The organism is Deinococcus arcticus (assembly GCF_003028415.1).
Lineage (GTDB): Bacteria > Deinococcota > Deinococci > Deinococcales > Deinococcaceae > Deinococcus > Deinococcus arcticus.
The window spans coordinates 52,918-77,230 of record NZ_PYSV01000006.1 but is presented as its reverse complement, the minus strand read 5'-3'; the positions used below and the strand labels follow the sequence as shown (position 1 = coordinate 77,230).

At 69.5% G+C, this 24,313-nt stretch carries 22 protein-coding genes and 1 tRNA gene; 11 read left to right on the top strand and 12 right to left on the bottom strand.

Translation table 11 applies throughout. The features are described from left to right. The first annotated feature begins 95 nt into the window (after nucleotides 1–95). Nucleotides 96–992: a P1 family peptidase gene (locus C8263_RS07775; protein ID WP_107137557.1), complete on the top strand. Its 897-nt coding sequence runs from the start codon at nucleotides 96–98 to the stop codon at nucleotides 990–992. Here the strand turns inward: C8263_RS07775 and C8263_RS07770 are convergent. Further along, entirely contained in the window at nucleotides 970–1,704 is a 735-nt protein-coding gene (locus C8263_RS07770; protein ID WP_107137672.1) for a GNAT family N-acetyltransferase, read from the bottom strand. The two genes, C8263_RS07775 and C8263_RS07770, sit on opposite strands and share 23 nt — an antisense overlap. A 132-nt stretch (nucleotides 1,705–1,836) precedes the next feature. Between C8263_RS07770 and C8263_RS07765 the strand changes: the two genes are divergently transcribed. The 5 genes from C8263_RS07765 to hemA all read left to right on the top strand — a co-directional run bounded on the left by C8263_RS07765 (nucleotide 1,837) and on the right by hemA (nucleotide 6,371). After that, nucleotides 1,837–2,118, top strand: coding sequence for a hypothetical protein (locus C8263_RS07765; protein ID WP_107137556.1), 282 nt, complete (start codon nucleotides 1,837–1,839; stop codon nucleotides 2,116–2,118). A 155-nt stretch (nucleotides 2,119–2,273) separates the two neighbouring features. Then, nucleotides 2,274–2,918: a DUF1990 family protein gene (locus tag C8263_RS07760; protein WP_107137555.1), complete on the top strand. Its 645-nt coding sequence runs from the start codon at nucleotides 2,274–2,276 to the stop codon at nucleotides 2,916–2,918. Between the two features lie 10 nt (nucleotides 2,919–2,928). After that, nucleotides 2,929–4,434 (top strand): uroporphyrinogen-III C-methyltransferase, encoded by a 1,506-nt coding sequence (gene cobA, locus C8263_RS07755; RefSeq protein WP_107137554.1) that lies wholly within the window; start codon nucleotides 2,929–2,931, stop codon nucleotides 4,432–4,434. 297 nt (nucleotides 4,435–4,731) lie between these two features. Beyond that, complete coding sequence (locus C8263_RS07750) at nucleotides 4,732–5,289, top strand: precorrin-2 dehydrogenase/sirohydrochlorin ferrochelatase family protein (protein ID WP_233218713.1); 558 nt, start codon at nucleotides 4,732–4,734, stop codon at nucleotides 5,287–5,289. Further along, the gene (hemA, locus tag C8263_RS07745) at nucleotides 5,286–6,371 is read left to right on the top strand and encodes a glutamyl-tRNA reductase (protein ID WP_199188347.1); all 1,086 of its coding nucleotides are present in this window, start codon (nucleotides 5,286–5,288) and stop codon (nucleotides 6,369–6,371) included. The genes C8263_RS07750 and hemA overlap by 4 nt, the downstream gene beginning before the upstream one ends. Before the next feature lie 46 nt (nucleotides 6,372–6,417). On the opposite strand, the gene C8263_RS07740 is transcribed toward hemA, so the two are convergent. From C8263_RS07740 to lon, 5 genes are all read right to left on the bottom strand, one after another. After that, a complete protein-coding gene (locus C8263_RS07740; RefSeq protein ID WP_107137552.1) occupies nucleotides 6,418–7,233 on the bottom strand; it encodes a GGDEF domain-containing protein in 816 nt (271 codons plus the stop codon). Nucleotides 7,234–7,449: 216 nt separating this feature from the next. Next, nucleotides 7,450–7,524: transfer RNA gene (locus C8263_RS07735), tRNA-Asn, on the bottom strand. A 75-nt stretch (nucleotides 7,525–7,599) separates the two neighbouring features. Further along, nucleotides 7,600–8,127, bottom strand: a complete 528-nt coding sequence (locus C8263_RS07730) for a YqgE/AlgH family protein (RefSeq protein ID WP_107137551.1) — start codon at nucleotides 8,125–8,127, stop codon at nucleotides 7,600–7,602. Nucleotides 8,128–8,182: 55 nt separating this feature from the next. Further along, entirely contained in the window at nucleotides 8,183–9,136 is a 954-nt protein-coding gene (locus C8263_RS07725; protein ID WP_107137550.1) for a hypothetical protein, read from the bottom strand. Nucleotides 9,137–9,217: 81 nt separating this feature from the next. Continuing rightward, nucleotides 9,218–11,659 (bottom strand): endopeptidase La, encoded by a 2,442-nt coding sequence (gene lon, locus C8263_RS07720; protein WP_107137549.1) that lies wholly within the window; start codon nucleotides 11,657–11,659, stop codon nucleotides 9,218–9,220. A gap of 290 nt (nucleotides 11,660–11,949) precedes the next feature. On the opposite strand from lon, the gene C8263_RS07715 reads away from it, so the two are divergent. After that, nucleotides 11,950–13,032: an alpha/beta hydrolase gene (locus tag C8263_RS07715; protein WP_107137548.1), complete on the top strand. Its 1,083-nt coding sequence runs from the start codon at nucleotides 11,950–11,952 to the stop codon at nucleotides 13,030–13,032. Here the strand turns inward: C8263_RS07715 and C8263_RS07710 are convergent. The 6 genes from C8263_RS07710 to C8263_RS19280 all read right to left on the bottom strand — a co-directional run bounded on the left by C8263_RS07710 (nucleotide 13,013) and on the right by C8263_RS19280 (nucleotide 18,968). Continuing rightward, on the bottom strand, nucleotides 13,013–13,822 hold the full coding sequence (locus C8263_RS07710) for a hypothetical protein (RefSeq protein WP_107137547.1): 810 nt from the start codon (nucleotides 13,820–13,822) through the stop codon (nucleotides 13,013–13,015). The genes C8263_RS07715 and C8263_RS07710 overlap by 20 nt on opposite strands. Nucleotides 13,823–13,937: 115 nt before the next feature. After that, nucleotides 13,938–14,948 carry a C39 family peptidase gene (locus C8263_RS07705; protein WP_233218712.1) on the bottom strand — a complete coding sequence of 337 codons (1,011 nt, stop codon included), beginning with the start codon at nucleotides 14,946–14,948 and terminating at the stop codon, nucleotides 13,938–13,940. Nucleotides 14,949–15,098: 150 nt separating this feature from the next. After that, the gene (locus tag C8263_RS07700; RefSeq protein ID WP_107137545.1) at nucleotides 15,099–16,109 is read right to left on the bottom strand and encodes an alpha/beta hydrolase; all 1,011 of its coding nucleotides are present in this window, start codon (nucleotides 16,107–16,109) and stop codon (nucleotides 15,099–15,101) included. A gap of 25 nt (nucleotides 16,110–16,134) precedes the next feature. Beyond that, complete coding sequence (locus C8263_RS07695) at nucleotides 16,135–16,893, bottom strand: nucleotidyltransferase domain-containing protein (RefSeq protein WP_107137544.1); 759 nt, start codon at nucleotides 16,891–16,893, stop codon at nucleotides 16,135–16,137. 109 nt (nucleotides 16,894–17,002) lie between these two features. Next, nucleotides 17,003–18,694, bottom strand: a complete 1,692-nt coding sequence (locus C8263_RS07690; RefSeq protein WP_107137543.1) for a long-chain fatty acid--CoA ligase — start codon at nucleotides 18,692–18,694, stop codon at nucleotides 17,003–17,005. Nucleotides 18,695–18,791: 97 nt separating this feature from the next. After that, nucleotides 18,792–18,968: a hypothetical protein gene (locus tag C8263_RS19280; RefSeq protein ID WP_158263769.1), complete on the bottom strand. Its 177-nt coding sequence runs from the start codon at nucleotides 18,966–18,968 to the stop codon at nucleotides 18,792–18,794. A 70-nt stretch (nucleotides 18,969–19,038) separates the two neighbouring features. Here C8263_RS19280 and C8263_RS07685 point away from each other — a divergent pair, with 70 nt between their 5' ends. The 4 genes from C8263_RS07685 to C8263_RS07670 all read left to right on the top strand — a co-directional run bounded on the left by C8263_RS07685 (nucleotide 19,039) and on the right by C8263_RS07670 (nucleotide 24,313). Further along, complete coding sequence (locus C8263_RS07685; RefSeq protein ID WP_158263768.1) at nucleotides 19,039–20,103, top strand: aminopeptidase; 1,065 nt, start codon at nucleotides 19,039–19,041, stop codon at nucleotides 20,101–20,103. Nucleotides 20,104–20,309: 206 nt separating this feature from the next. Beyond that, nucleotides 20,310–22,457 carry a glycogen debranching protein GlgX gene (gene glgX / locus C8263_RS07680; protein ID WP_107137541.1) on the top strand — a complete coding sequence of 716 codons (2,148 nt, stop codon included), beginning with the start codon at nucleotides 20,310–20,312 and terminating at the stop codon, nucleotides 22,455–22,457. A gap of 238 nt (nucleotides 22,458–22,695) precedes the next feature. Further along, on the top strand, nucleotides 22,696–23,193 hold the full coding sequence (locus C8263_RS19275; protein WP_233218711.1) for a VOC family protein: 498 nt from the start codon (nucleotides 22,696–22,698) through the stop codon (nucleotides 23,191–23,193). Continuing rightward, entirely contained in the window at nucleotides 23,126–24,313 is a 1,188-nt protein-coding gene (locus tag C8263_RS07670; RefSeq protein ID WP_107137540.1) for a hypothetical protein, read from the top strand. Before C8263_RS19275 ends, C8263_RS07670 begins: the two co-directional genes overlap by 68 nt.

Below are 24,313 nucleotides of genomic sequence, written 5' to 3'. Positions count from 1 at the left end.
TTGCGAGGCCAGGGGGGAGGGGTCCCCGCCCGGCAAGGGTACGGGGCCCCTCCCTGTTCTTCTGTGCTCTTCTGCTCTGTGCTCTTCTGCCGGGCATGATCCCCAACCGCACCCTGACCGGCATTCCTGGGTTTCAGGTGGGCCACTGGACCCACGCGCAGGCCAGAACGGGCTGCACCGTCATCCTGTGCCCGCCGGGCGGGGCGGTGGCCTCGGCGTCCTTTCTGGGGCCCAGTCCGGGGACGCGGGAAGGGGTGCTGCTCTCGCCTGAAAAGAAGGTGGAGCGCATTCACGCCCTGCTGCTGACCGGGGGCAGCGCATTTGGGCTGGCGGCGGCGACCGGGGTGGTGCGGGTGCTGGAAGAACGCGGCATTGGGCATGACACGCCCTGGGCGCGCGTGCCCATCGTGCCTGCCGCCGTCATTTATGACCTGGGGGTGGGGGACGCGCAGGTGCGCCCCGGCGAGCGCGAGGGCGAACAGGCCGCCCGCGCCGCCAGTGCCGGGCCAGTGATCCGGGGGCTGGTGGGGGCCGGTACGGGCGCCACGGCCGGCAAGTACCTGGGCACCGGGGCCGTGCCCGGCGGCCTGGGCAGCGTCCTCGTGGAGCGGCATGGGGTGCGCGTGGGCGCCCTGGCGGTGGTCAATCCCATTGGCGACGTGCTGGATGAACAGGGCGGAGTGCTGGCCGGCCCGGGGGTGGGCCCGGGCGCCGCCGCCTTTACCCCCGGCGACGCCGAGAACACCACCCTGGTGGCGCTCGTCACCGAACACGCCCTGACCAAGCCCGAATGCCGCCGCCTGGCCGACGCGGCGCAGGCCGCCCTGGCGCGGGTGATTCACCCCAGCCACACCTTCTGGGACGGGGACAGCGCCTTCGTGCTGAGCAGCGGCGCGCGCCCGCCCGCCGATCCGCTGCTGCTGGGAGCGCTGGTGCAGGAAGCCGTGTGCGCGGCGGTGCGCGACGCGGTCAGGGCGGCGCGGGGCGGGTAAAGGTCAGGCGGGCCCCGGCCAGCCCAAACCCCGCGCGGCGGATGTTGCGCTCGCTGGGGGCGTCCGGGGTCACGAACACGCTGGCAAAGTCGGCGCCTGCCTGGGCCGCCGCGTGCAGCCGCGCGCGCAGCAGGGCGGTCTGCACGCCCTGCCCGCGCCACTCGGGGCGGGTGGACATGCCAAACAGCGCCGCCACACCGCCGCTGAGGCTCAGGGCTGCGCTGCCGGCCGGCTGGCCCCGGCGCCGGGCCACAAACAGCCGCGTGCCTGGGGCCGCCGCCACCACCCTCATGGTGGGGCCGCTGCCCTCCCCGAAGCCCTGCGCCGACAGTTCGGCCCAGGCGGCTGGGTCAGCGGTTTCCTCCACCTCTTCGGCAGGTGCTGGCAGCCCCGTCAGGTCGTGCAGGTAGGTGTGCAGCAGGCCGCTCAGGTGGTAGCCCCGCGCCTCCAGACCCTCCAGCGCCCCGGCCGCCGCCCCCGAGAGCAGCTGCAGGGTGGGCGCGACTCCAAACCCGGCGCAGAAGTGTTCGAAGGCCGCCAGCTCCGCCGCGTCTGGTGCCCGGGTGCCGTCGTGCCACGCGGTGTTCAGGGGCAGCCCCGGCCCGGCGTAGGCAGCGTGTAGCGGGCCAAAGGTGGCCGCCCGGCCGTAACGGGTGTGGGCCTGGGCCTCGGCGCGGCTCAGGCGAAGCAGGGAGTCGGGGGGCAGGGGCATGGCGCGAGCATAGGCGCCCGGAACCCGGAAACTCATCTGCCACTTGGCCAAGCTTCAGGCGGTCTTAGGCCACCGCTGAGCTTGTGTGGCTTCTCCCGGTCTGGGGGTGGGGGCAGCCGCCACCATGGCTCCATGATCGCTTTTCACCCCCACCTGTTCGTGCGGATTGTCGAACTGGACGGCCCGCGCGCCCCCATGCCCCGGCCCCTGTCCAGCGGCTTTTGCGCCGCGCGTGCCTACCGCGTGCTGGGGGTGTACAACCCGTCCGAGTCCTCGGACGCCTATTTCATTCTGCCCAACGACCGCGACGAGATGTGGTTTATCTGCCAGCGCCACCTGCGGTTTGCGGGCCTGCACGACACGAGTGCCCACCACCTCGACCTGCCCATGGAGCACGCCAGCGCCGCCGACTGACTGGGGTCAGAGGCGAGCAGAGGAGCGGGGGGGGCGGCCGACTGGCCTGCCCCCCGCCGCCCTTCTCTAAAGCCTTCTTGACCTGCGCCGCGCCGAAGCGGGCAGTGTGGGCCCGGATACTTTCTGGCAGGTTCGTTCTCTCTGCCGAGGTGTCTATGGCTCAGTTTTCAGTCGTTCGTGGGGTGGCCCTGGCTCTGGGCGCCTTTTTGCTGTCGGGAAACGTCTTTCAACAGGGGCAAGGTGCCCTGCGGCCCACGGGGCTGGCCGACGGCGTGGGCCCGGTCGTTCGCCGCCGCTTCTGGGCCGAGGTGACCGGGGCCCAGCGTTCGCCCGAGGTCATCACCGCCGAAGTCCTGCAGCATCTGCCCGAATTCGCGCCGCGTCTGGCTGCGTGGTTCCGGGGGCTGGACGCCCCTCTGCCCGCCCAGGGGGGGCCGCCCACCGGGCCGGGCACCCGCCTGAAAATCCTGATGGGGCTGGTGCGCCGCGCCCGCGTGGTCGTCGAGGCCGTCTCGCCCCGCGCCTTTCGCATTCGCACGCTGCGCCTGCATGCCGATGCCGGCACCGTGCGCTTTCAGGTCTCGGAGCCCGGCGGCGGTGTCCTGCGGCTGGAGATTGAAGTCCTGATTCGCGCTGCCAGCTGGCCTGACCGCCTCAGCTACCTGCTGGCGGCCCACGCGCTGCAGCGCGTGAACTGGGAAACGGTGCTGTCGCGCGCCGTGGCCGTGAGTGCCGGGGCTCTGCGCGCACGCGGCCATGAAACGCGCGAGGCCGCATATGTCCCGCCGCCGGGCCGCTAGCCTGTGAGCCATGAGCCCGTCTTCCGCCCCGGCCCCGTCCCGCGCCTTTGTGTCCCTGATCGGAGCTGGACCGGGTGACCCGGGCCTGCTGACCCTGCGCGGTCAGCAGGCGCTGCAGGCGGCAGATGTGGTGCTGTTCGATTATCTGGCCAACCCGGAACTCCTGCGCCACTGCCCGCAGGCCGAGACCATCTATGTGGGCAAGAAGGGCTTTTCCGAGTACATCAGCCAGGCGCAGATCAACGCGCTGGTGGTGGCCAAGGCCCAGGAGGGCGGCGGCAAGCGCGTGGCCCGCCTCAAGGGCGGCGACGTCTTTGTGTTCGGGCGCGGCAGCGAGGAAGCCGAAGCCTGCGTGGGGGCCGGCGTGCCCTTTGAGGTGGTGCCCGGCGTGACCAGCGCCATTGCCGCCCCCGCCTACGCCGGTATTCCGGTGACCCACCGCGAGGTGGCGCGCTCGTTTGCGGTCCTGACCGGCAACACCAAAGAAGGCGGCGCCCACTACGAGCGCCTGTCCGGCGTGGATACCCTGGTGCTGCTGATGGGCGTGCGCAATCTCGATCAGATTGCCGCCGATCTGGTGGCAGCTGGCCGCGATCCCCAGACCCCGGCCGCCACCGTGCAGTGGGGCACCACGCCGCAGCAGCGCGTGGTCACTGGCACCCTGGCCACCATTGCCGGGGTGGTGCGGGAAGCGGGCCTGGAAGCCCCCGCCGTCACTGTGGTGGGCGAGGTGGTGCGCCTGCAGAGCACCCTGCGCTGGTTCGAGCCGGCGTCCGCTGTGGCGGACCCCCTGACCGGGAAGACAGTGGCCGTCACCCGCACCCGCGAAGGCGCCAGCGCCCTGTCGGGCGTGCTGCGTGCACGCGGCGCCCAGGTGCTGGAAGTGCCCCTGATCCGCTTTGCGTCTGCGCCCGATCTGTCGCCCGTGGCCGCCGCGCTGCACGATTTTGGCGGCTGGCTGCTGCTGAGCAGCAATCAGGCGGTGCGCGCCCTGTTTGCGTTCCTGGAAGACCGTGGCCTGGACGCCCGCGCCCTGGCCGGCCTGAAGCTGGCAGCGGTGGGGCCCAGCACCGCCCGCTCCCTGGCCGAACGGGGCCTGAAGGCCGACTTCGTGCCCTCCACGCCGGGCGCACGGCATCTGGCCGCCGAACTGCCGGCCCTGAGCGGCGAGCGCACGCTGCACCTGACCAGCCAGCTGGCCGAGGATGAGCTGGAACGCGGCCTTATGGCGCGCGGCATTCCCTACGCGCGCGCCGAGCTGTACCGCACCGAACCCGCCCCCCTGGACCCCGGTACCCTGGCGCGCCTGCGCCAGGCCGATGTGGTGACCCTGGCGTCGGGCAGCGCCGCCCGCCACCTCGCCACGCTGGCCGGTACTGACTTCCGCGTGGTCGCCATGGGCCCCCAGACCGCCGACGCCGCCCGCGCGGCAGGCTTTACCCACGTAACCGTGGCCCGCGAAGCCAGCCTGGAGGCACTGGCGGAGGCGGCGGAAAGAGTGGTGCGGGGGGAATAGGGAAGGAGGGCAGCGGGGGGCGGTGCGCGGGAGGGGGGCGGGGCTTGCCAGGCCCCTGGGCCACGTTAAGTAGCTCGCTGTTGATCTTTAGATCAACCGAGCGGAGCGAGTATCGAAAAAAGGACGTTGCACCGGGAGTGGAGACTTTGCGGTGCTCTCCTGCAAAGTCGTAACGTGAGGTGCAACGTCCTTAGGCAGTTTCACTGCCACCCTGTCCTCGCCACGCCCTCCTGGCCGCTTTCCCGACCGTTCGGTCGGGGACGGCTGCCCCGTGTCCGGCGCGCTATGCTGCGCCCCGTGAGTCTGCTTCCGGCCTTCCTGGACCTGCGTGGCGCGCGCGCCGTGATTGTGGGTGGGGGCCGCGTGGCCCTGCGCCGGGCGCAGACGCTGCTGCGTGCCGGACTGTCGGTCACCGTGGTGGCGCCGCAGGTGCAGGCGGAACTGTCGGCGCTGCCGGTGGCTGTGGTGGCGCGCGCCTATGCTCCGGGGGATCTGCGCGGCGCGGCGCTGGTGGTGGCCGCCACACCCGACGCCGGGGTGAATGCCCAGGTGGTGCAGGAGGCCCGCGCCCAGGGCAGCCTGGTCAACGACGCGGCCGACGCCGCGCGCGGTACCCTGCGTTTTGCCGCCGTGGCCGAGGAAGCCGGCGTGCAGGTGGCCGTGAGCAGTGGCCGCGAACTGCCCATGCTGGCCCAGGCTCTGGCCCAGCGCTGCGCGGCGTTGCTGCCCACCGAGGCGCAGCTGTGCGGCTGGACCGCGCAGCGCGAGGCGGCGCTGATCCTGCCCGAGCCTGAAAAACACACGGCCCTGAACACCCTGCGCGAGGACATCCGCCGCGCGCTGGGGGCCGCATGACGCTGGCCTGTCCCACGGCGCGGTCTCTGCTGACCGGCCTGCCTCAGCCTGAAGCGCTGGACCTGGTGGTGGTGGGCCTCAATCACCACACCGCCCCCGTGGAGGTGCGCGAGCGCGCCGCCGTGCGCGCCGGTGAAGAGGGCCCGCTGCTGGCGCACCTTGCGCAGCACGCCCAGGAAGTGATGCTGCTGGCCACCTGCAACCGCACCGAGGTGTATCTGGCGGGGCTGAGCGGCGATCCGCTGGCGGCCTTTGAAGGGGCCTGGGGACACGCGCTGGGGCGCCACCTGTACGTTCACCAGGGCGAGGCGGCCGTGACCCACCTGTACCGGGTGGCAGCGGGCCTGGACAGCCTCGTGATTGGCGAAACGCAGATTCAGGGCCAGGTGAAACGTGCGTGGCAGGATGCCCGCGCGCGGGGCCTGGCAGGCACGGTCCTGAACAAGGTGGCCCAGGGCGCCCTGGCGGCGGGCAAGCGCGTGCGCTTTGAAACCGGCATGAGCGACAAGGTGGTCAGCGTGTCCAGCGCCGCTGTGGAGCTGGCCCAGGCGGCGCTGGGGGGCCTATCGGGCCGCACGGCCCTGATTCTGGGCGCGGGTGAAACTGCCGAGCTGACCCTGACCCACCTGCGCGCCGCTGGCGTGGACGACGTGATCGTGGTGAACCGCACCGCCGAGCGCGCCCGCCTGCTGGCCGAGAAGCTGGGGGGCCGCGCCTGCGCCGCCGAGTACCTGCACGAGGTACTGCCCGAAGCCGACGTGCTGATCGCGTCCAGCGCCGCGCCGCATTACGTGCTGCATGGTGACGGCGTGCGCGCCGCCCTGCGCCAGCGCCCGGGCCGCGCCATGTTCCTGATTGACATCAGCGTGCCGCGCATCCTGGACCCGGATATTGCCGAGGTCCCTGGCGCCCACCTGCATAACCTTGACGACCTGACCGGCATCGTGGCGCGCAACCTGCAGAGCCGCCGCGCCGCGCTGCCCCACGCGGGCGCCATCGTGCGGGACGCCGCCGCCGAGCTGTACCGCTGGCACCTGACCCGCCAGGCCCGGCAGCGGGAACTGGCCCTGGCCAGCGATTGAGCACACGGAGGTGGGGAGAGCGGAGTCAGCGCCCGGCTCGCCCCACCTATCTGCCAGCGGCCCGGGCCTGGGCCGTCTTGGCCTGGTACATCCGCTGATCGGCCAGTTTCAGTACCTCGCAGATGGCGGGGCGCTCATGTCGCCACGCAATCCCGATGCTGGCGGTGACGCCATCCACAAACAGGGTAGGCAGCCGCTCGTGCGCCCAGGCCTCAAACGCCTCATTGGAACCGGGAAAATGCGTGACCAGCAGCAGGTACTCGTCGCCGCCCATGCGGTAGACCCGCCCCCAGGGCCCCGTCACCCGTGAAAGCCACAGGCCGTATCCCTTCAGCAGCGAGTCCCCCATGGCGTGGCCGTGCTGGTCGTTGATGGCTTTGAAGCCGTCCAGGTCAATAAAAACCACGGCGAACGGCGCCCCTTCCGCGTCCAGTTGCTGTAGGTCGGCGTCCAGGGCCATGCGGTTGGGCAGGCGGGTCAGAGGATCGGTGGTCGCGGCGGTGGCCATGGAGGACAGGCGGCCACTCAGACGCTCGATGCTCCGGCGCGCTTCCAGATACCGCAGCCGCAGGTCAATCACGGCCAGCAGCTCTGGGGGAAGGGGCGTGGGCGGCGCGGTGCTCAGCCAGTACTCCGCGTCCTCGGTCAGGGGCACCGGGGCTTCGTGCGGCTCGGCAGGGCGCTCGCCGGCGGAAGCCAGCACCAGGGTGCCCCCCTCGCCCCAGACCGCGACGCCCCGCAGCCCAGGCACGCCGCGCAGCACCTGCTCAGCGATGGCCTCGCACGTGGGGGCGCCGGCCACCTGAACGATCAGCGGGGGCGCCGACTGAAGTTGTGCCGGTGAAGGGAGTGAAGACGCCATATGCCACCCCAGGCATAGCACAGAACTTTGGCGCTGGACTGTTCGCTTTCACGTGCATGAAGCGAGGCAAAAGGCCCTGCCCGCCCGGTGATCCCACCTGCGCCTTGCGTGAACAGAGGCTGAGCATTTCAGAGCTGGCAAGAGGCAGATGGGGGGTACTGTGCCCCCCAGGATGGCGAAACATAACAAAAACCCCCCTGGAAAGGGGGGTGTCTCTGGCTCGGCAGGTTGGGGTCGAACCAACGACCGTCCGATTAACAGTCGGATGCTCTGCCACTGAGCTACTGCCGAATACCGGGCCATTTCTGGCGCGAGAGGGATAGTAGCACGCACCCTGCGGGCGTGCAAGCCCCGCAGCGCGCTCGCCTACGCCTGCGCGCCCCCCGGCATGATGGCGCCGGGCACCACACCCAGCCGGTCCAGCGCTGCCTGCCAGCGTTCACGGGCGGGCACCTCCCACAGCAATTCCGGGGAATCCTGTTCCACCCACACCCAGCTGCCTTCGCGCGCCTCCTCGGTCAGCTGCCCCGCCGACCAGCCGGCGTAGCCCAGCACCAGCATGTAGCGCTGCCTCTGGTCCATCACAGCGCGCAGCACGTCGAGGCTGCTGGACACGTTCAGGTTGGGCAGCAACCGGATCTCGCCTTCCAGTCCCACAGCCTGCGGGTACAGGCACCAGCCCAGCGTGGGGTCCACCGGGCCGCCCAGCCACGCGGGCGCCGCCTGCCCGGGGGCGTCGGGCAGGAGGTCGGACACTGTATGAGGCATGGGGGCATTCACGATCAGTCCCATGGCGCCCTTCTGATCATGTTCCAGCAGCAGGATAACGGTGCCCTCGAACACCCCACCGCGCAGGTGGGGGCTGGCCACAAGAAAGGTGATGAGGCTGCTCATGGGCTTACAGGATAGCGGGCAGGGCCCGGCTGCAATGGAAGCGGTGGCCCCAGGCTCAGTAAGTGAAGGTGCGGGTGATGGTGACCGTTTGCCCGGGGGCGCGGAACACGCGCTTGACCCAATTCCCTTTTGGGTCATAAGTGAACTCTACTGTGCTCCGCTGCCCACCCGCCAGGGCGTCTTCGCGCAGGATGTTGCCGGCTTGGTCCACGGTAAACTGTGCCTCAATCTCCGGCTGACCCCGTTCCACGAGTTGTCCTGAAGCGTCGCGCTCCACTGGGATATGAAATTTTGCCGCTTTGAGTTCGCCATTTGCGCTGTACTCGAAAACCGTGCGGGAGGTGTAGACCTCAGGATTGAAGGCCGGACGAAATGTGGTCATGTCCAGGGGGCCGTTGTACCACTGCGTTGCCGCGTCTATGAGGAGCAGCCTGCCTTGTGCATCAAATTTCGCAGTCAGGACGGCGCGGTATTCGTGTTCAATATTCACGGTCTCGATGACGACGCCTCGGCCATAGACGCAGCTCACGTTGAGAGGCCTGGGCACCATTAGTCCTTGGCGTAACAACATGCCAGAGTAACGAATCAGCCGCCCCTGGGCATCGAAGGTGGACGAAAACTTGAGAGGGATACCCCCGCCGCGCTGTGCCTTGAGGCGGGTCAGCCTGATTCGCTCATTGAGGGGTAAGCCAAAGGATTCGTCGTCTGGAAGGGCCAGCTGCCCTTCACTCCTGTTCCCCAGCTGCTTGAAGGCGATGAGTTGATCCAGGCGGGTGCGCTCGGGTGAGCGGCTGAGCTGAAGAATCTCTGCTAAGCGCTGCTGTTGAAAGCTGACTTGCAAGATGAGTTTCTCTGGAGCGCCACTCTGCTCTATGACCTGCTCCATCTGCCTGGGCGCCCCTTTCATAAAGCGGAAGAAGTCATCGGCCTCAGCCGGGGCATCAAAGCAGTACGCCGCCTGCGCCCCCGACACCAAGCCCAGCAGCCCCACCATCAACGCGCGCTTCATCACACGCACAGCATAGAGAAGTCCGGCCCCCCACGGCACGAAAAACCCCCGCCACCACGGGCGGGGGAGAGATCACTTCGGTTACGCGCGGGCGTCGGTGCGCCGGCCCTTGCGTTTGGGGGCCGCTTCGGGGGCCGGCATCGCCTGCCCGTCGCGCGGGGTTTCCAGGGCCTTCAGACCGCCCACCAGGGCCACGTCCAGCACCTGATCCACCGTCTCGCAGGGGTGGAAGCGCATAGAACTGCGCAGGTGCAGCGGGATGTCCCGCAGGTCGCCCTCGTTGGCCTTGGGCAGGACGATGTGCTTGATGCCGGCGCGGCGCGCACCCAGCACCTTCTCCTTCAGGCCGCCAATAGGCAGGTAACGGCCCGTGAGGGTCATCTCGCCGGTCATGGCCACGTCGTGGCGGGCGGGAATGCCCGCCAGGGCGCTGATCAGGCTGGTGACCATGGCGCCGCCTGCGCTGGGGCCTTCCTTGGGAATGGCCCCGGCGGGCACATGCACGTGAATCTCGGAGTCGTCAATACGCGCCTTGTCAATGTGGAAGCGTTCGGCGTTGGCCTTGATGTAGGTCAGAGCGGCGCGGGCCGACTCCTTCATCACGTCGCCCAGCTGGCCGGTCAGGACCAGACCCTTGCCGGGGCTGGTGCTGGTTTCCACGAACAGAATGTCGCCGCCCACCGGGGTGTAGAACATGCCGGTGCTGACACCCACCATGTCTTCCTTGCCCTCGGTTTCGGGGATGTGCCGGGCCTGCCCCAGGTAACGGTCCAGCTCCTTGTCGGTGACCTTGACGCGCTTGACCTCGCCCGTGGCAATGCGGCGGGCCACCTTGCGGGCCACCGTACCAATCTCGCGCTCCAGGTTGCGCACGCCCGCTTCACGGGTGTAGTGCGAGATCAGCTTTTCCAGCGCCGCGTCTGTGAACGCAATCTGGTTGGCCTTCAGCCCGTTGGCGATCAGCTGGCGGGGCAGCAGGTAACGCTTGGCAATTTCCAGCTTCTCCTGTTCGATATAGCTGGAGAAATCAATGACTTCCATGCGGTCCATCAGGGCCGGGGGAATCTGCTCGGGGTAGTTGGCCGTGGCGATGAACATGGCCTCGCTCAGATCGAACGGCACGCCCAGATAGTGGTCGGTGAAGTGCTGGTTCTGTGCGGGGTCCAGCACTTCCAGCAGCGCGGCACTGGGGTCACCCTGGTAGGAGCTGCCCAGCTTGTCCACCTCGTCCAGCAGGATCACCGGGTTCTTGGTGCCCGCGCTGCGGATGCCCTGAATCAGGCGGCCGGGCATGGCGCCAATGTAGGTGCGGCGGTGGCCACGAATGTCGCTTTCATCGCGCGCGCCGCCCAGGGCAATGCGCACGTACTTGCGGCCCAGGGCCTTGGCGATGCTCTGCGCAATGCTGGTCTTGCCCACCCCAGGAGGGCCGGTGAACACCAGGATGGAGCCCTTGTTCACGTCCTCGGCACTCAGTTCGCCGCGCTCGGCGCGCTCCTTGCGCAGCCGGCGGACGGCCAGGAATTCCAGCACGCGGTCCTTGACCTTTTCCAGGCCGTAGTGGTCATCGTCCAGAATCTGCGACGCCTGGGCCACGTCCAGCTGATCCTCGCTGCGGGTGTTCCACGGCAGCTCGGTCACCCAGGTCAGGTAGGTGCGGATGACGCTGGCCTCGGCGGCGTCGGGGTGCATGCGGGCCAGACGGTTCACTTCACGGTCCAGGTCCTTGCGCACCTCGGGCCTCAGCTCCAGGGCGTCCAGCTTGGCGCGGAAGGCTTCGGCTTCGTCGCCTTCCTCACCGTCGTCGCCGCCCTGCAACTCTTTCTGAATCACCTTCATCTGCTCGCGCAGGTAGTATTCGCGCTGGTTCTTGTCAATCTCTTCTTTCACCTGCGCGCGAATCTTGGCCTGCACGGCCTGCACTTCCTGCTCGGTGTCCAGCAGGGTCAGCAGCTTGCGAATGCGGGCGGTCAGGCTGGCCTGTTCCAGCAGCGCCTGCTTGTCTTCCAGCTTGAAATCCAGGTTAAAGGCAATGTGGTCGGCCATCTCGCCAATGTCGTCCTTGGCGTGGATGGTCTGCACGTTCTCGGCGCTGATCTTGCCGCCCTGGGCGATGGTGTCAAAGCGCTCGCGCAGTTCACGGCTCAGGGCCTGCAGTTCCACGGGGCTGTCGGCCTCGGCCTGCAGGGGCGCAATGTCGGCCGTCAGGTACTCGCCGCGCCGGTAGTTGCTGGCGCGCACCCGGGCCACGGCCGAGACCAGCATCTGCACGGTGCCGTCAGGGTTCTTGCGCACGCGCAGCACGTTGCAGGCGGTGCCCACGTCGTACAGGTCGCTGCCCTTGGGATCGTCCACATCCTTGTCGCGCTGCGACACGATGAGAATGACCTTCTCACCCTGCATGGCGGCCTCGATGGCACCAATGGACAGCGCCCGACTGGCGTCAATGTGCTGCACCATGGTGGGGTAAATCACGCTGCCGCGAACGGGGCAGACGGGAACATTCTGGGGAAGGATGGGCATGGTCGGAACTCCTTTCGCCCGCGTGGGTCGTCTTGAGGGTGGGTTCCTGAAAAGACCGAAACAGGAAACTTGAGTGCGAATATATCAAGTTTCCCGGATGGGGACAACCCCTGGCGCACCGGCACTGGGCCCGGTGAAACCCCGTCCTCCACGTCAAAAGCCTAGCGCGGGGCACCTGACATAACCCTCACGGGAAGCTGACGCCGCCTTCACCGAAACGTAGTCTGTCCGGAAAGGGGGTGTGTGACGACGGGCCCGGCCCACGGCCGCTGCTGTGCCACACTGCCGCCATGCCTGAAGTGCGTTTTCGCCTGACGCTGCCACCCGGTCCGCCCCCGGCCGGCACGCTGTTCCTGACCGGCGACTTCCGGGGCTGGAGCGCCGAGCCGGGCGACTTCGTCTTTGCCGGGGGCGAACTGCGGGCCGAGCTGCCCGAAGGCACCCTGAGCGGCGTGAAGGTGCGCGCCCTGGGCCCGGCCGGCACCCTGACCGAGGAGGGCGACGCCTGGGGCGGACGCGCGCCGGCCCATCCGCTGGTGGTGCGCGGCACCAGCGTGGTGGAACTGACGGTGGCTGGCTGGCAGGATGAGCGCGCGGGGCAGGGGCGGCCCCCCCGCAGCGCGCCCCCGCGCGAAGAGGTCACGCTGATTGCGCCCTGGGGGCCCCAGAGCGTGCGCCTGTGGTGGCCGGCCGGGCACGACGGTCCGTTGCCGCTGCTGATCCTGCACGACGGCCAGAACGTGTTCGACGAGGGCCCCACGTTTGCCGGCCAGAGCTGGGACGCGGCCGGAGCGGCCCAGGCGCTGGCCGACGCCGGGCGGCCCTGCCGGATCGCCGCCCTGCCCGTGAACCACGAGCGCAGCCGCCGTTACGTGCCCTTTGGGTTCGAGTTGAACGGCTTTGAGTCAGGGGCGGATGCCTACGCGGACTGGCTGCGCGGCACGCTGCTGCCCTCTCTGGGCCGCCGGTTTGGAGCCGTGCCCCCGGCCCAGGTGGCGCTGGCGGGTTCCTCGTTTGGTGGCCTGATCACCGCGTACTGCGGGCTGCGCGACCCGGGCACCTACGGCACGCTGGGGGTGTTCAGCCCGGCGGTATGGCCCGCCGACTTCGAGTTCCTGCGCTGGTGGCAGGGGCGCCGCGACCCCCTGGCGCGCGTGTGGGTGGACATGGGCGACCATGAGGGCGGCAGTCTGACCGGGGCCCAGGAGGTGACCGAACTGGCCCGCAACATGGCCGCACACCTGCGCCCACACGTGCAGGAGGTTCACTTCACGGTAGGGAAGGGCCACTGGCACGATGAGGCGGCGTGGCGGGCCCGGCTGCCCGGTTTTCTGCGCTGGTGGCTGGGCGGGCTTACCCCCCCGACCCCTTGAAGGCCCGCAACAGCTCGCCGCGTTCGGCCAGCGCCCGCTGAAACAGCGCCTGCTGAAAGGCGCGGGCGTCGTTCAGGCCGCGGGCATCGGTCTGGTGGGGCCGCTCGGGCTTGGTGACCGGGCTCAGGCCCCCGAAGCGCCGGGCGCGGAACATGCCCGGATGCTCTTCAAAGACAGCCGTGACGCCATCCGGCAGGCGGGCCAGGTGGGCTGCGAACACGCCCTCCTGGGCCAGTTCCACATGAGTGGCCGCCGCGCCCAGTTCGGTCAGCAGACGGTCAATCAGGGTGAACACAGCCGCCGCGTAGGCGTCTACCTCGGCGCGGGTGGGCAGCGCGCCCCGGTGAATCACCCGGTTCCGGAAATCGGTGCCCAGGCCGGCCGGGGTCAGAAAGTCTGGCTCGCGGCCCTGGCGCAGCAGGTAGGCCAGGGCAAACATGCCCAGCTGCCGCTCGGACTGGCTGGCCACATGCCGCCACGTGCCGTCCAGGGCGCCCAGGGCGGCGCTGAAGTCCTGCTCGGTCCCGGCCGCCCGCTCCAGGGCAAAAGCGCGCACGTAGAACTCGAAAAAGCGTTCCAGGGCCGCCGCAAAGCTGGCCACCGCCTCCCGGGCGTAGCCGTCCATCAGGGCGCGGGTGCCCAGGTCAAACAGCACCTCAAAGCGTTGCTTGCGCAAAAACACGCAGGACCGCGCGCGGCACTGGGCGCAGGTCACGTCATGCACCCCACTGTCGGTAAAGGCCACGCGGTTTTCAAAGCCGCAGGCCGGGCAGGGGGTGGGGAAGTCCATGGGGGGAAGTCTAAGCGTCCAGGGTCGAAGGGAGGTTGGGCAGAGCGTTATGAGCTCCCCAAGAGGAGACACCCTGCCCAGACCCTTCGACCCTTTGACAGGCGCTGCAGGCACCTTACGGCAGCGCTGTGCCCCTGGGCGCCACCACATACGCCAGCCCGCCGCTGTGGGTCAGCCACAGCTTCTCGAAGGCGGCGCGGGGGTAGGTGCGGCGCACGGCCGCGTCGGAGGGGGCGGCGGGGTCGTTCAGGACCGGGTTGCCCTGGGCGTCAAAGCCCACCAGGACCATCAGGTGGCCGCTGCTGGTGGGCAGGGCGGCCCCAGGCAGTTCACCGGCCTTCCAGCCCAGGCTGACGGCCAGCGGCACCCCAGCAGTGATAAAGCGCTCGGCCTGGGCCAGACTGGGCAGACGGGTCACAAAGGCGCGCAGGCCGTGGGTGGCGGCGTAGGCGGTATTGAAGGGCCAGTTGCCGGTGCCGTCATAGGTGCGGTCAAAAGTGGCCCGGGCGGCGTCGGGCACACTCACATTCACGCCGTAGTGGGCCAGGATCATGCTCACGCTGGTGGGGCTGCACCAGACCTCGCCGCCGTTCGGGTACAGCATCTGCGAGCGCGCGGGCACATTCAGCACCCGGCCCCAGGCCGAGCGCTGGCCCGGGGTGCCCAGACCCGCCGCCTGCCGCGCCCGGTCGGAGGTGGCAAAGGCCAGCAGGGTGACGCCCGTGCCCGCGCCGCGCAGGGTCACGCGGTACTGGTAGGCGCTGGCCTTGGCCGTCAGGCGCAGGGTGTCGGTCAGCACCTGCCCGCTGGCGTCCTTCTGGCCGTCCAGGCTGGCGCGGCCCTCGGCGCGGCTCCAGGTGCCGAAGCTGAAATACCGCGTCCAGCGTCCGGCCTGCTGCGCGCGCAGCTCCACGCTCACGCTGCCGCGCCCCGGGGTCAGGGCGTTCCACGACGGCACCAGTTCGTCAAAGGCGGGAGCCGCAATGACCGCCGAGGTCCAGGTGCCGCTGCTGGCCCCAGGCACCAGGCTCAGGCCGGCCGGGCCCGCCACCACGCCCCGGCCCTCACCCCCGGCCCAGTCAGCGGCGCGCTCATGAATCAGGGTGGTGGACGCAGGGTAGGTCATGGTCAGGGCCTCCGAGGAACCGGACGCGAGGCCCGCTGCCAGCAACAGAACGCGGAATGCATGCATGTGGTGCGCGCATGATGCCGTGTCGCAGGCGCCGGGGGATGAGGAGGGCCCGGTGAGGGTGGAGAAGGGAAGCCCGCGCGCCCCTCAGCCTGCCCCCTGCAGAAACAGCAGCGCCTCGGGCAGCGCCTCGCGCCACGTAACCCAGTTGTGGCCGCTGGGGTACTCGCGGTACTGATGGGGCAGCCCCAGATCGGCCAGCAGGCCCGCCATGCGCCGGTTGGGCCCAGTCAGCCATTCCAGAATGCCCGTGTCCAGGCTGACGGTGAGGTGGGTGGGCGGGGTCTCGCGCAGCCGCTCCAGCAGCCATTCCCCGGCGCCCACCGTGTCAATGATGCCGTCGCGCGTGGCGCCGGGCCGGGCAATAAAGGCGCCGCTGTGGCTGGCCACCCGCGAGAACAGTTCCGGGTGCCCTGCGCCCAGAAAAAGGCTGGTCAGGCCGCCCAGGCTGGCGCCCCACAGCCCGCGCACCGATGGAGTGACCAGTTCGCCTTCCACCCGGGGCATCACCTCGGTGGTCAGAAAGTCCAGGTACCGGGGGTTGAGGTAATACTCGGCGTTGCGGTCGCCGGGCTCTGCGAACACGAAAGCGGCAGGCGGCATCAGGCCCCCTTCCACCGCGCGGTCCATCAGGTCGCCCAGCTTGCCGGTGCGGTAAAAGGCCACGCCGTCCTGCACGTAGTACAGCGGCAGCGCGGTGCCCGGCTGGTGCCCATGCGGGGTGTAGACCACCGCGCGCCTTGTGCCGGGGAACACCCCCCCTTCCCAGGTGAGGCGGTGGGCGGTGCCGCGCAGGTGCGCCTCGGGCGCCAGCCACAGCGGATGCCGGGCGTAGGCGCCCACCACGGCGGCGCGGGGGTAGGGCCACCAGGGATTGAGGGATTTCTGCGGGTTGTCGGGGTCGGCAAAGGGCTCGCCCGCCGCGTCCACCCAGGCGTATTCCACCCAGGCCCCGCGCGGCAGCCGCAGCGTGATGGGCTGGCCGCCCACCACCGGCAGCGGCGCGCGCTTGCGCCAGTCCGTCATATCGCCAATCAGCCCGGCCGCGCCTGCCGGTGGTGTAAACGTCACGTTCTGTCCCTGCACCGAAACCGCCATGAGGGGGATTCTAGGCGTGCGGCCGTTACCCGCGCAGAAAGGCGTCCGCCCGGCGCGCCGCTTCCTGGGCCTGCACGCGGTCTGGGCCGTCGGGCCAGCGGGTCAGGGCCACGGCCCGTTCGTAGGCGCGCAGGGCGGCGCGTCCCCGCTGCACTATTCCCTCCCCGCTTACGCCCGTCAGGCACGCGTAGCACTCGCGCCACACCGGGTCTGTCCAGGCCCCGCGCGCCGCGCTCAGGTAGCGGTTCTCGGTGGGGATCAGGGTGCCTGTGCCCAGCAGGGCGGCGTTCCCCAGGGCAAAGGTGAGGCCCACCAGAGCGAAGGCCAGCTTGTCCACATCCCCGGCCTGGAGGCCCCCCATCACCTTGTGCAGTTCCTCGGTGCTGCCGGCCAGCAGGGCAGCGGCCCGCGCGTGGGCCTGCGGTTCCACCTCCACCCAGACAAAAGCGCGGGCCCGTTCCTGCAGCGCGGCAAACACGCCCGCCGGGTCATGCAGGGCCTGGCCTGAGCGCAGGGAGCCCAGATTCCACAGCGCGGTTTCGGGGTCGGTGAAGGCCCGCTCACGGTGGCTCGGCGTTGACCGCTCCACGCTGACCAGCAGGCCCGCACGGTAGGCCACGGTGTTGCGCACAAAAACATCGGCTTCCACCAGCACCGAGATGTCCAGGTCGCTCCATGCGTCGGCCTCGCCACGGGCGTAACTGCCGGTCAGAAACACCGCCAGCACGCCGGATTCCCTCTTCAATTCAGCCAGCACCATGTCAAGCACAGAGGGGTAGGACATGCCCCCAGTGTGGCGCGGGGCGTCTCCGCACACCTCTGTCAAATGGTCTATAGGCGGCGTCAGACTGGGGGGCGCCCCCCAGCAGGAAGCGCCCCCAGTCCTGCTCTGCTTATTCCCGCGCTTCGGGGGTGCTGACGCCCTGCGCCTGGCCGTAGCCCCGGTACTGCTCGCGCAGTTCGCGTTTCAGGAATTTGCCGGTGGCGCCAATGGGAATGTTCGTGGCCGTCACCGTGGCGTCGGGCAGCCACCAGCGGGCAAACTTCGGGGCCAGGAAGTCGCGGATGTCCTCGTGCGAAACGCTCTGGCCCTCGCGGGGCACCACCACGGCCAGCGGGCGCTCGTCCCACTTGGGGTCGTCCATGGCGATCACCGCGCACTGCGCCACCGCCGGGTGCGCCATGATCGCGTTTTCCAGGTCCACAGAGCTGATCCACTCGCCGCCGCTCTTGATCAGGTCCTTGGCACGGTCCTGAATGTGCATATAGCCGCGCTCGTCCAGGGTGGCAATGTCGCCCGTGTCGAACCACCCCTGGCCGTCCAGCGGGAAGAAGTTGTCCTGGCCCTCGCCCTTGAAGTAGCTGCTGGCCACCCAGGGCCCCCGGATGATCAGGCGGCCCATGGTCTTGCCGTCGTGCGGCAGCTTCTGGCCGTCGTCGTCAATCAGGCCCAGCTCGATCAGGGGCACGGCGCGGCCCTGCTTGGCGCGCAGGCCAAAGCCCTCGTCGCTCTGGGCCGCCACGCCCACGGGCACACCGCTGGCGGTGCCCAGCGGATGGGTTTCGGTCATGCCCCAGGCCTGCAGCATGGTCAGGCCGTGGCGCTCAAAGGCGCGGATCATGGCCTCGGGGGCCGCGCTGCCGCCCACCACCAGCCGCTCCAGGCCGCTCAGGGCGTAGGGCTCGCCCGCCCCCGCCGCGCGGTCCAGTTCGCCCAGCAGGCCCATCCAGATGGTGGGCACGCCCGCCGTGATGGTCACCGCTTCGTCCTGCAGCAGCCGGGCCACCGTGCGCCCGTCGCTGAACACCCCGGCGTACACCTGCTTGGCGCCGTACATGGCGCAGGTGTAGGGCAGGCCCCAGGCGTTCACGTGGAACATGGGCACAATGGGCAGCACCGTGTCCTGCTCGCCCACGTTCAGGGCGTCCTTGGGCGCGCTGACGATGGAATGCAGCAGGGTGGAGCGGTGGGTGTACACCACGCCCTTGGGGTTGCCGGTGGTGCCGCTGGTGTAGCACATGGCGGCCGGGTCGCGCTCATCCAGCTCCGGGTACTGCGCCAGAGCCCCGCTGCCCATCACGAAGGTGTCGTAGTCCTGCACGCCGGGCAGGGGAATGGGCTGCGGCGTGGGCCCCAGCACGAAGATGTGTTCCAGGGTGGGGCACGCCGCCTTGATGGCGGGAATCATGGCGGCAAACACATTTTCAATCAGCAGCACGCGGTCTTCGGCGTGGTTGATGATCCAGGCGATCTGCTCGGGGTGCAGGCGGATGTTCACCGTGTGCAGCACCAGCCCGGCGCTGGGCACGCCCAGATAGGCTTCCAGGTGCCGGAACGAGTTCACGGCCAGCGTCGCCACGCGGTCGCCCTTCTGCAGGCCCAGGCCCAGCAGGCCGCCGGCCAGTCGCCGGGCGCGCTCGGCCACCTGCCCGTAGGTGGTGCGGTGGGTGTGGGGCAGCGGGTTGCCGGCCTCGTCGCGGCCCGCCACCAGCAGGCTCACGACCTCGCGGCCCGCGTACTGGGTGCGAATGCGCTCCAGAATGGTGGGCACGGTCAGCTGAACGTCCATCATGGTGCCTTGCATAGGGTCTCCTTGGACACGCGGGCCGCCTGAAGGCCCCTGGTCACGGCGACCAGGGCGCAGCCCGCTGGGGGTGAATGCGGGGAGTATAAGGAAATCTTCAGCGCCGCGATTCGGCCGGGGGCTGGGCCTGCGCGCCGTCCCGGCGTGGGCGGGGGCCGGCGGGCACCAGTACCCCGGCGCTGCCTGGGTCATCCCCATCTCTGGGCGAAGCGGGGCTGGGCAGGGCCGGGCGCCCCAGCAGGCGGCGCCACCACGTCTGAAGCCGGGTCAGCATGGGTCAGTGTGCCGGGCGGGCGGGGGGCAGATCAAGCTGTCCGGTGTGCGGCGATTTACACTGCGGGGCAATGATCAGGACCGTGCGTGTGGTGACCCTGGCCCTGCTGGGCAGCCTGGGCCTGAGCGGCTGCGCCGACCTGGGCTATCTGGTGCAGGCAGCCGGGGGGCAGCTGGATCTGCTGCGCCGCGCCCGCCCGCTGGACCAGGCCCGGCAGGACCCGGCCCTGAGCCCGGAAACCCGGCGCAAGCTGAATCTGGCCGCGCAGGTGCGCGCCTTTGCCGTGGCGCCGCCCGCCCAGGGGGGCCTGGGCCTGCCGGATCACGGCAGCTTCCGCGACTACGTGGATGTGGGGCGCCCCTACGTGGTCTGGAACGTCTTTTCGGCGCCCGAGTTCAGCGTGGCGCTGGACACCGCCTGTTTCCCGGTGGCCGGCTGCGTGGCCTACCGGGGCTACTTCAACGAGGCGCAGGCCCAGGCCGACGCCGAGGGGCGCCGCGCGGCCGGACGCGACGTGATTGTGGGGGGCGTGAGCGCCTATTCCACCCTGGGTTACCTGAAAGACCCGCTGCTCTCCACCATGCTGCTCTACCCGGACGCCACCCTGATTCGCACGATCATCCACGAACTGTCGCACCCCAGCGTGTACGTGCCCGGCGACACCGTGTTCAACGAGTCGTATGCCACGGCGGTAGAAGAGGAGGGCATGCGGCGCTATCTGGCGGCCCACGGCACCCCGGACCTGCGCGCCGCCGACGGGCTGGCCCAGGAGCGGCAGGCGGCGTTTCAGGCCCTGCTGCTGGACAGCCGGCAGGCCCTTGAAGCCCTGTATGCCCAGGGCGGCCTGAGCGACGACGAGCGCCGGGCGCGCAAGGCCGAGGTGCTGCAGGCGGCGCAGAACCGGTATGCGGCCCTCAGGGCGTCGTGGGGCGGCTACGCGGGCTACGACACCTTCTTTGCCCAGGGTCTCAACAACGCCGCGCTGGGGGCGGTGGCGGCCTACGCTGCCCTGGTCCCCGAGTTCCAGGCGTTGCTGGCCCGGGTGGGCGGCGACCTGGGCACCTTCATCACAGCTGCGCGGGCCTGCGGCGCCCGCCCCCAGCCCGAGCGCGCCGCCTGCCTGCGCGGCGGCTGACCGGGCAGGCCGCCGGCGTCCCATGAGGTCCGTGAGAACTTCCTTGACCTTCGCTTGGCTTTGTGCGGCCGGGTGGAGTCAGCCGCAGCCCATCTGGTAGCGTTTCCAGCAGTGCGCGTGGCGGAAGGCCGCCCAGGCGCAGCGCCACTCATCTTTCTGTGCCACTGGCCCCGGGCCTCTGGCGCCTTTCAAGGAGTTCCTGTCCCATGACCACCCTCACTGCTCCCCCCACCCCTGTGCCCATGCGCCCCGGTCGTCCCTTTCCCCTGGGGGCCACCTGGGACGGCAAGGGCACCAACTTCGCGCTGTATTCCGAGAACGCCAGCGGCATCGAGCTGTGCCTGTTCGATGAGCGGGGCCAGGAAACCCGCGTGCCCATCCGCGAACAGACGGCCTTTGTGTGGCACGCCTACCTGCCCGGCGTGGGCCCGGGGCAGCGCTACGGCTACCGGGTCCACGGCGACTACGCCCCGGAAAGGGGCCTGCGCTTTAACCCCAACGTGGTGCTGCTGGACCCCTACGCCCGCGCACTGGACGGCACCGAGCAGTTTGACCGCGGCGTGTTTGGCTACGTGCTGGGCGAGGACGATTCGGTGATGCAGGAGCAGGAGCAGCGCGGCGCCCCCCTGGCCATCGTGACCAACCCCAAATCCTTTGACTGGCAGGGCGACGAGCGCCCCAATGTGCCCTTTCACCAGTCGGTGATTTACGAGGCGCACGTCAAGGGCCTCACCATGACCCACCCCGGCGTGCCCGAGGAACTGCGCGGCACCTACGCGGGCGTGGCCACCGGGCCCATCCTGACCTACCTGAAAGAACTGGGCATCACGGCGATTGAGTTCATGCCGCTGCACCAGCACGTGGACGACCCCTTCTTGCTGGACAAGGGCCTGACCAACTACTGGGGCTATTCCACCCTGGCCTTTTTTGCCCCCGACGTGCGCTATTCCGCCGAGGCGAAGAAGGGCAACCCGGCCGGCGCCGTGGACGAGTTCAAGGCGATGGTGCGCGCCCTGCACGCGGCGGGCATTGAAGTCATTCTGGACGTGGTGTACAACCACACCGCCGAGGGCAACCACCTGGGGCCCACGCTGTCGTTCAAGGGCATTGACAACCCCACCTACTACCGGCTGGTGGCCGATGATCCCCGCTTTTACTTCGATTACACCGGCACCGGCAACAGCCTGAATGTGCGCCATCCGCAGACGCTGCAGCTGATCATGGACAGCCTGCGCTACTGGGTGAGCGATATGCACGTGGACGGCTTCCGCTTCGATCTGGCCTCCACGCTGGCGCGCGGCCTGCACGAGGTGGACCAGCTCTCGGGGTTCTTTACCATCATTCACCAGGACCCGGTCATTTCGCAGGTGAAGCTGATTGCCGAGCCCTGGGACGTGGGCGAGGGCGGCTATCAGGTGGGCAATTTCCCGGTGAACTGGGCCGAGTGGAACGGCATCTACCGCGACGACATGCGCGCTTTCTGGAAGGGGGACGGCGGGCTGGCCAGCGAAATCGGCTACCGCCTGACCGGCAGCAGCGACCTGTACCAGAACGACGGGCGCAAGCCCTACGCCTCTATCAACTTTGTCACGGCCCACGACGGCTTTACCCTGCGAGACACCGTCACCTACGAGCACAAGCACAACGAGGCCAACGGCGAGGGCAACAATGACGGCCACAACCACAACCTCACCTGGAACTGTGGTGTGGAAGGCGAAACCGACGACCCCGAGGTGAACGCCCTGCGCGCGCGCCAGCAGCGCAACTTCCTGGCCACGCTGCTGCTGGGGCAGGGTACGCCCATGCTGCTGGGCGGCGACGAGTTCGGGCGTACCCAGGGCGGCAACAACAATGCCTACTGCCAGGACAACGAGATCAGCTGGTACAACTGGGGGCAACTGGATGAGGAGCTGCTGGCTTTTACCAGGAAGGTGATCGCGCTGCGCAAGGCGCACCCGTCGCTGCACCGCCGCAAGTTCTTTTCGGGGCGCAACATTCGCGGCGAGGACATCCGCGACATCGTGTGGCTGCGCTTTGACGGCCAGGAAATGACCGATGAGGATTGGAGCAACGCCCACACCCAGAGCATGGGCATGTTCCTGGACGGCGGCGGCCTGGACGACACCGACGAGCGCGGCCGGCCCCTGGTAGACGACCACCTGCTGCTGCTGCTCAACGCCTCCCATGTGGACCTGCCCTTCCGCCTGCCGGACCTGGGGGCCTGCGAGCGCTGGGAGCTGCTGCTGGACACCAGTGACGACCATGCCCAGGCGCGGGAAGCGGCCGGCAGCGAGACGAATCTGGCTGCGCGCAGCGTCAAGCTCTACCGCTGCGCGCAGGAGCAGGAAGGCTGAGGGAGCCCCCCATGCTGGCTGTGGGTAGACCTGGAAAGCGGCAGAGACAGGGCCCGTGTGCCCCCCTGCAGGGGACCCGCAGGGGGTGGCCGGGCCCGGCTTGCCGCTGCTGAGCACGGGACCATGCTCCTGCCGGGGTTGCGGCCTGACCGGAGCTGCCCACCGCGACACCTGGCCCTGATCTGGCCTCTGTGGTCGGTGCGCCCTCCTGGGCCATGCTGAGCATCGGTTCTCTGGTATGGGGGGTGACGGACCCTGCCAAGGGCCATCACGTTCTGAACGGCGGCGCTGGACTACCGGCCGCAGGACGCACAGGACGGGGACTGTGCCGTGCTGGTTGGTGCCCGGGGAAGGTCACGGCGCACACCTGGCCCTGAGGGTGGTCACGTCTGACCAGCCGAGGCGCCACTATCCGGACCTGTACGCCACCGATCAGACCACCGAAGTGGAGCGGCGGCTGGCCCTGGGCGCGCAGCGGGCAGAGTGGCACTCCAGCCAGGAGGCCGATTTCGTGGTGCTGCGTGACCCGGACGGGAACCCCTTCTGCATGGCGCAGAAATCGTGGGAACGCGGTTCCTGGTCGCAGAGATGCCCAACGGGTGATGGCCAGCTCCAACCACCCCTCTGCCAGCTCCCTTCCTGGTTTCTGCCGCACTATCCTGCCGGGCATGGATATTGCAGAGCGTTACATTCGGTTGGCCCACGCCCTGGACGTGCATGCCGAGGGCTTCATTGACGGCTATGGCGGGCCCGCCGAATGGGCGGTGCGGGAGCGGCGCGAGCCCGCAGCCCTGCGCGATGAGGCCGCCGAGCTGCTGCAGGCCGTGGCCGCCGAGCCCGACGAGGTGCGGCGCACGTGGCTGCAGGCCCAGGTGCGCGCTCTGCACACCCTGGCCCGGCTGCTGAGCGGCGAGGCCATCAGTTACGCCGACGAGGTGCGCGGCCTGTACGACATTGAGCCGCGCCGGGCTGAGGAAGCCGATCTGCGCGCGGCGCTGTCGCAACTGGACCAGGCCCTGCCGGGGTCGGGGCCCCTGCTGGACCGCGAGGAAGCCCTGCGCGCCCGCGTGGCGGTGCCGAGAGGCGACATTCTGCGGGTCTCGGCACCCATTCTGGCCGAGCTGCGCGCGCGGGTGGCGGCGCGCTACGGCCTGCCCCAGGGCGAGGATTTCAGCATTGGCCTCGTGCAGGACAGGCCTTGGAGCGGCTACAACTGGCCGCTGGGCAACCTGAGAAGCCGCATTGACATCAACACCGACCTGCCGGTGCTGCTGCCCGCTCTACCGGACCTGCTGGCGCACGAGGGCTACCCCGGCCACCACACCGAGCACGCCACCAAGGAAGCGCTGCTGGCACGGGAAAAAGGCTGGCACGAACACCATATCCAGCTGATCAACGCGCCCGAATGCGTGGTGTCAGAGGGCATTGCGGTGAACGCCCTGCGCGCGGTCATGTCCCGCGAGGAGGTGGAAGCGTGGCTGACCGGCGAGCTGGCGGCGCTGGCCGGGCTGGACCCCGATGACGTGCGCGCCTTTCTGGCCGCGTCGCACGCGCGCGAGGGCCTGCGTGGCGTGAGCGGTGAAGCGGCCATGCGCCTGCACGCTGACGGCCAGAGCGAGGCCGAGGTGCTGGACTTTCTGCAGGCCTTTACCCCGGCCAGCGAGGCCCGCGCCCGCCAGAGCCTGCGCTTTCTCTCGCAGCCCACCTTCCGGGCGTACATCTTCACGTACTCGGTGGGCGGGGAACTGGTGCGCGCCGTGCTGGACGCGGGTGGGCCAGAGGCCTACGGGCGGCTGCTTCGCCAACCCCTGACGCCGGGTGCGCTGCGGGCGCCCGGCGCGGTGGCGGGGGGCTAG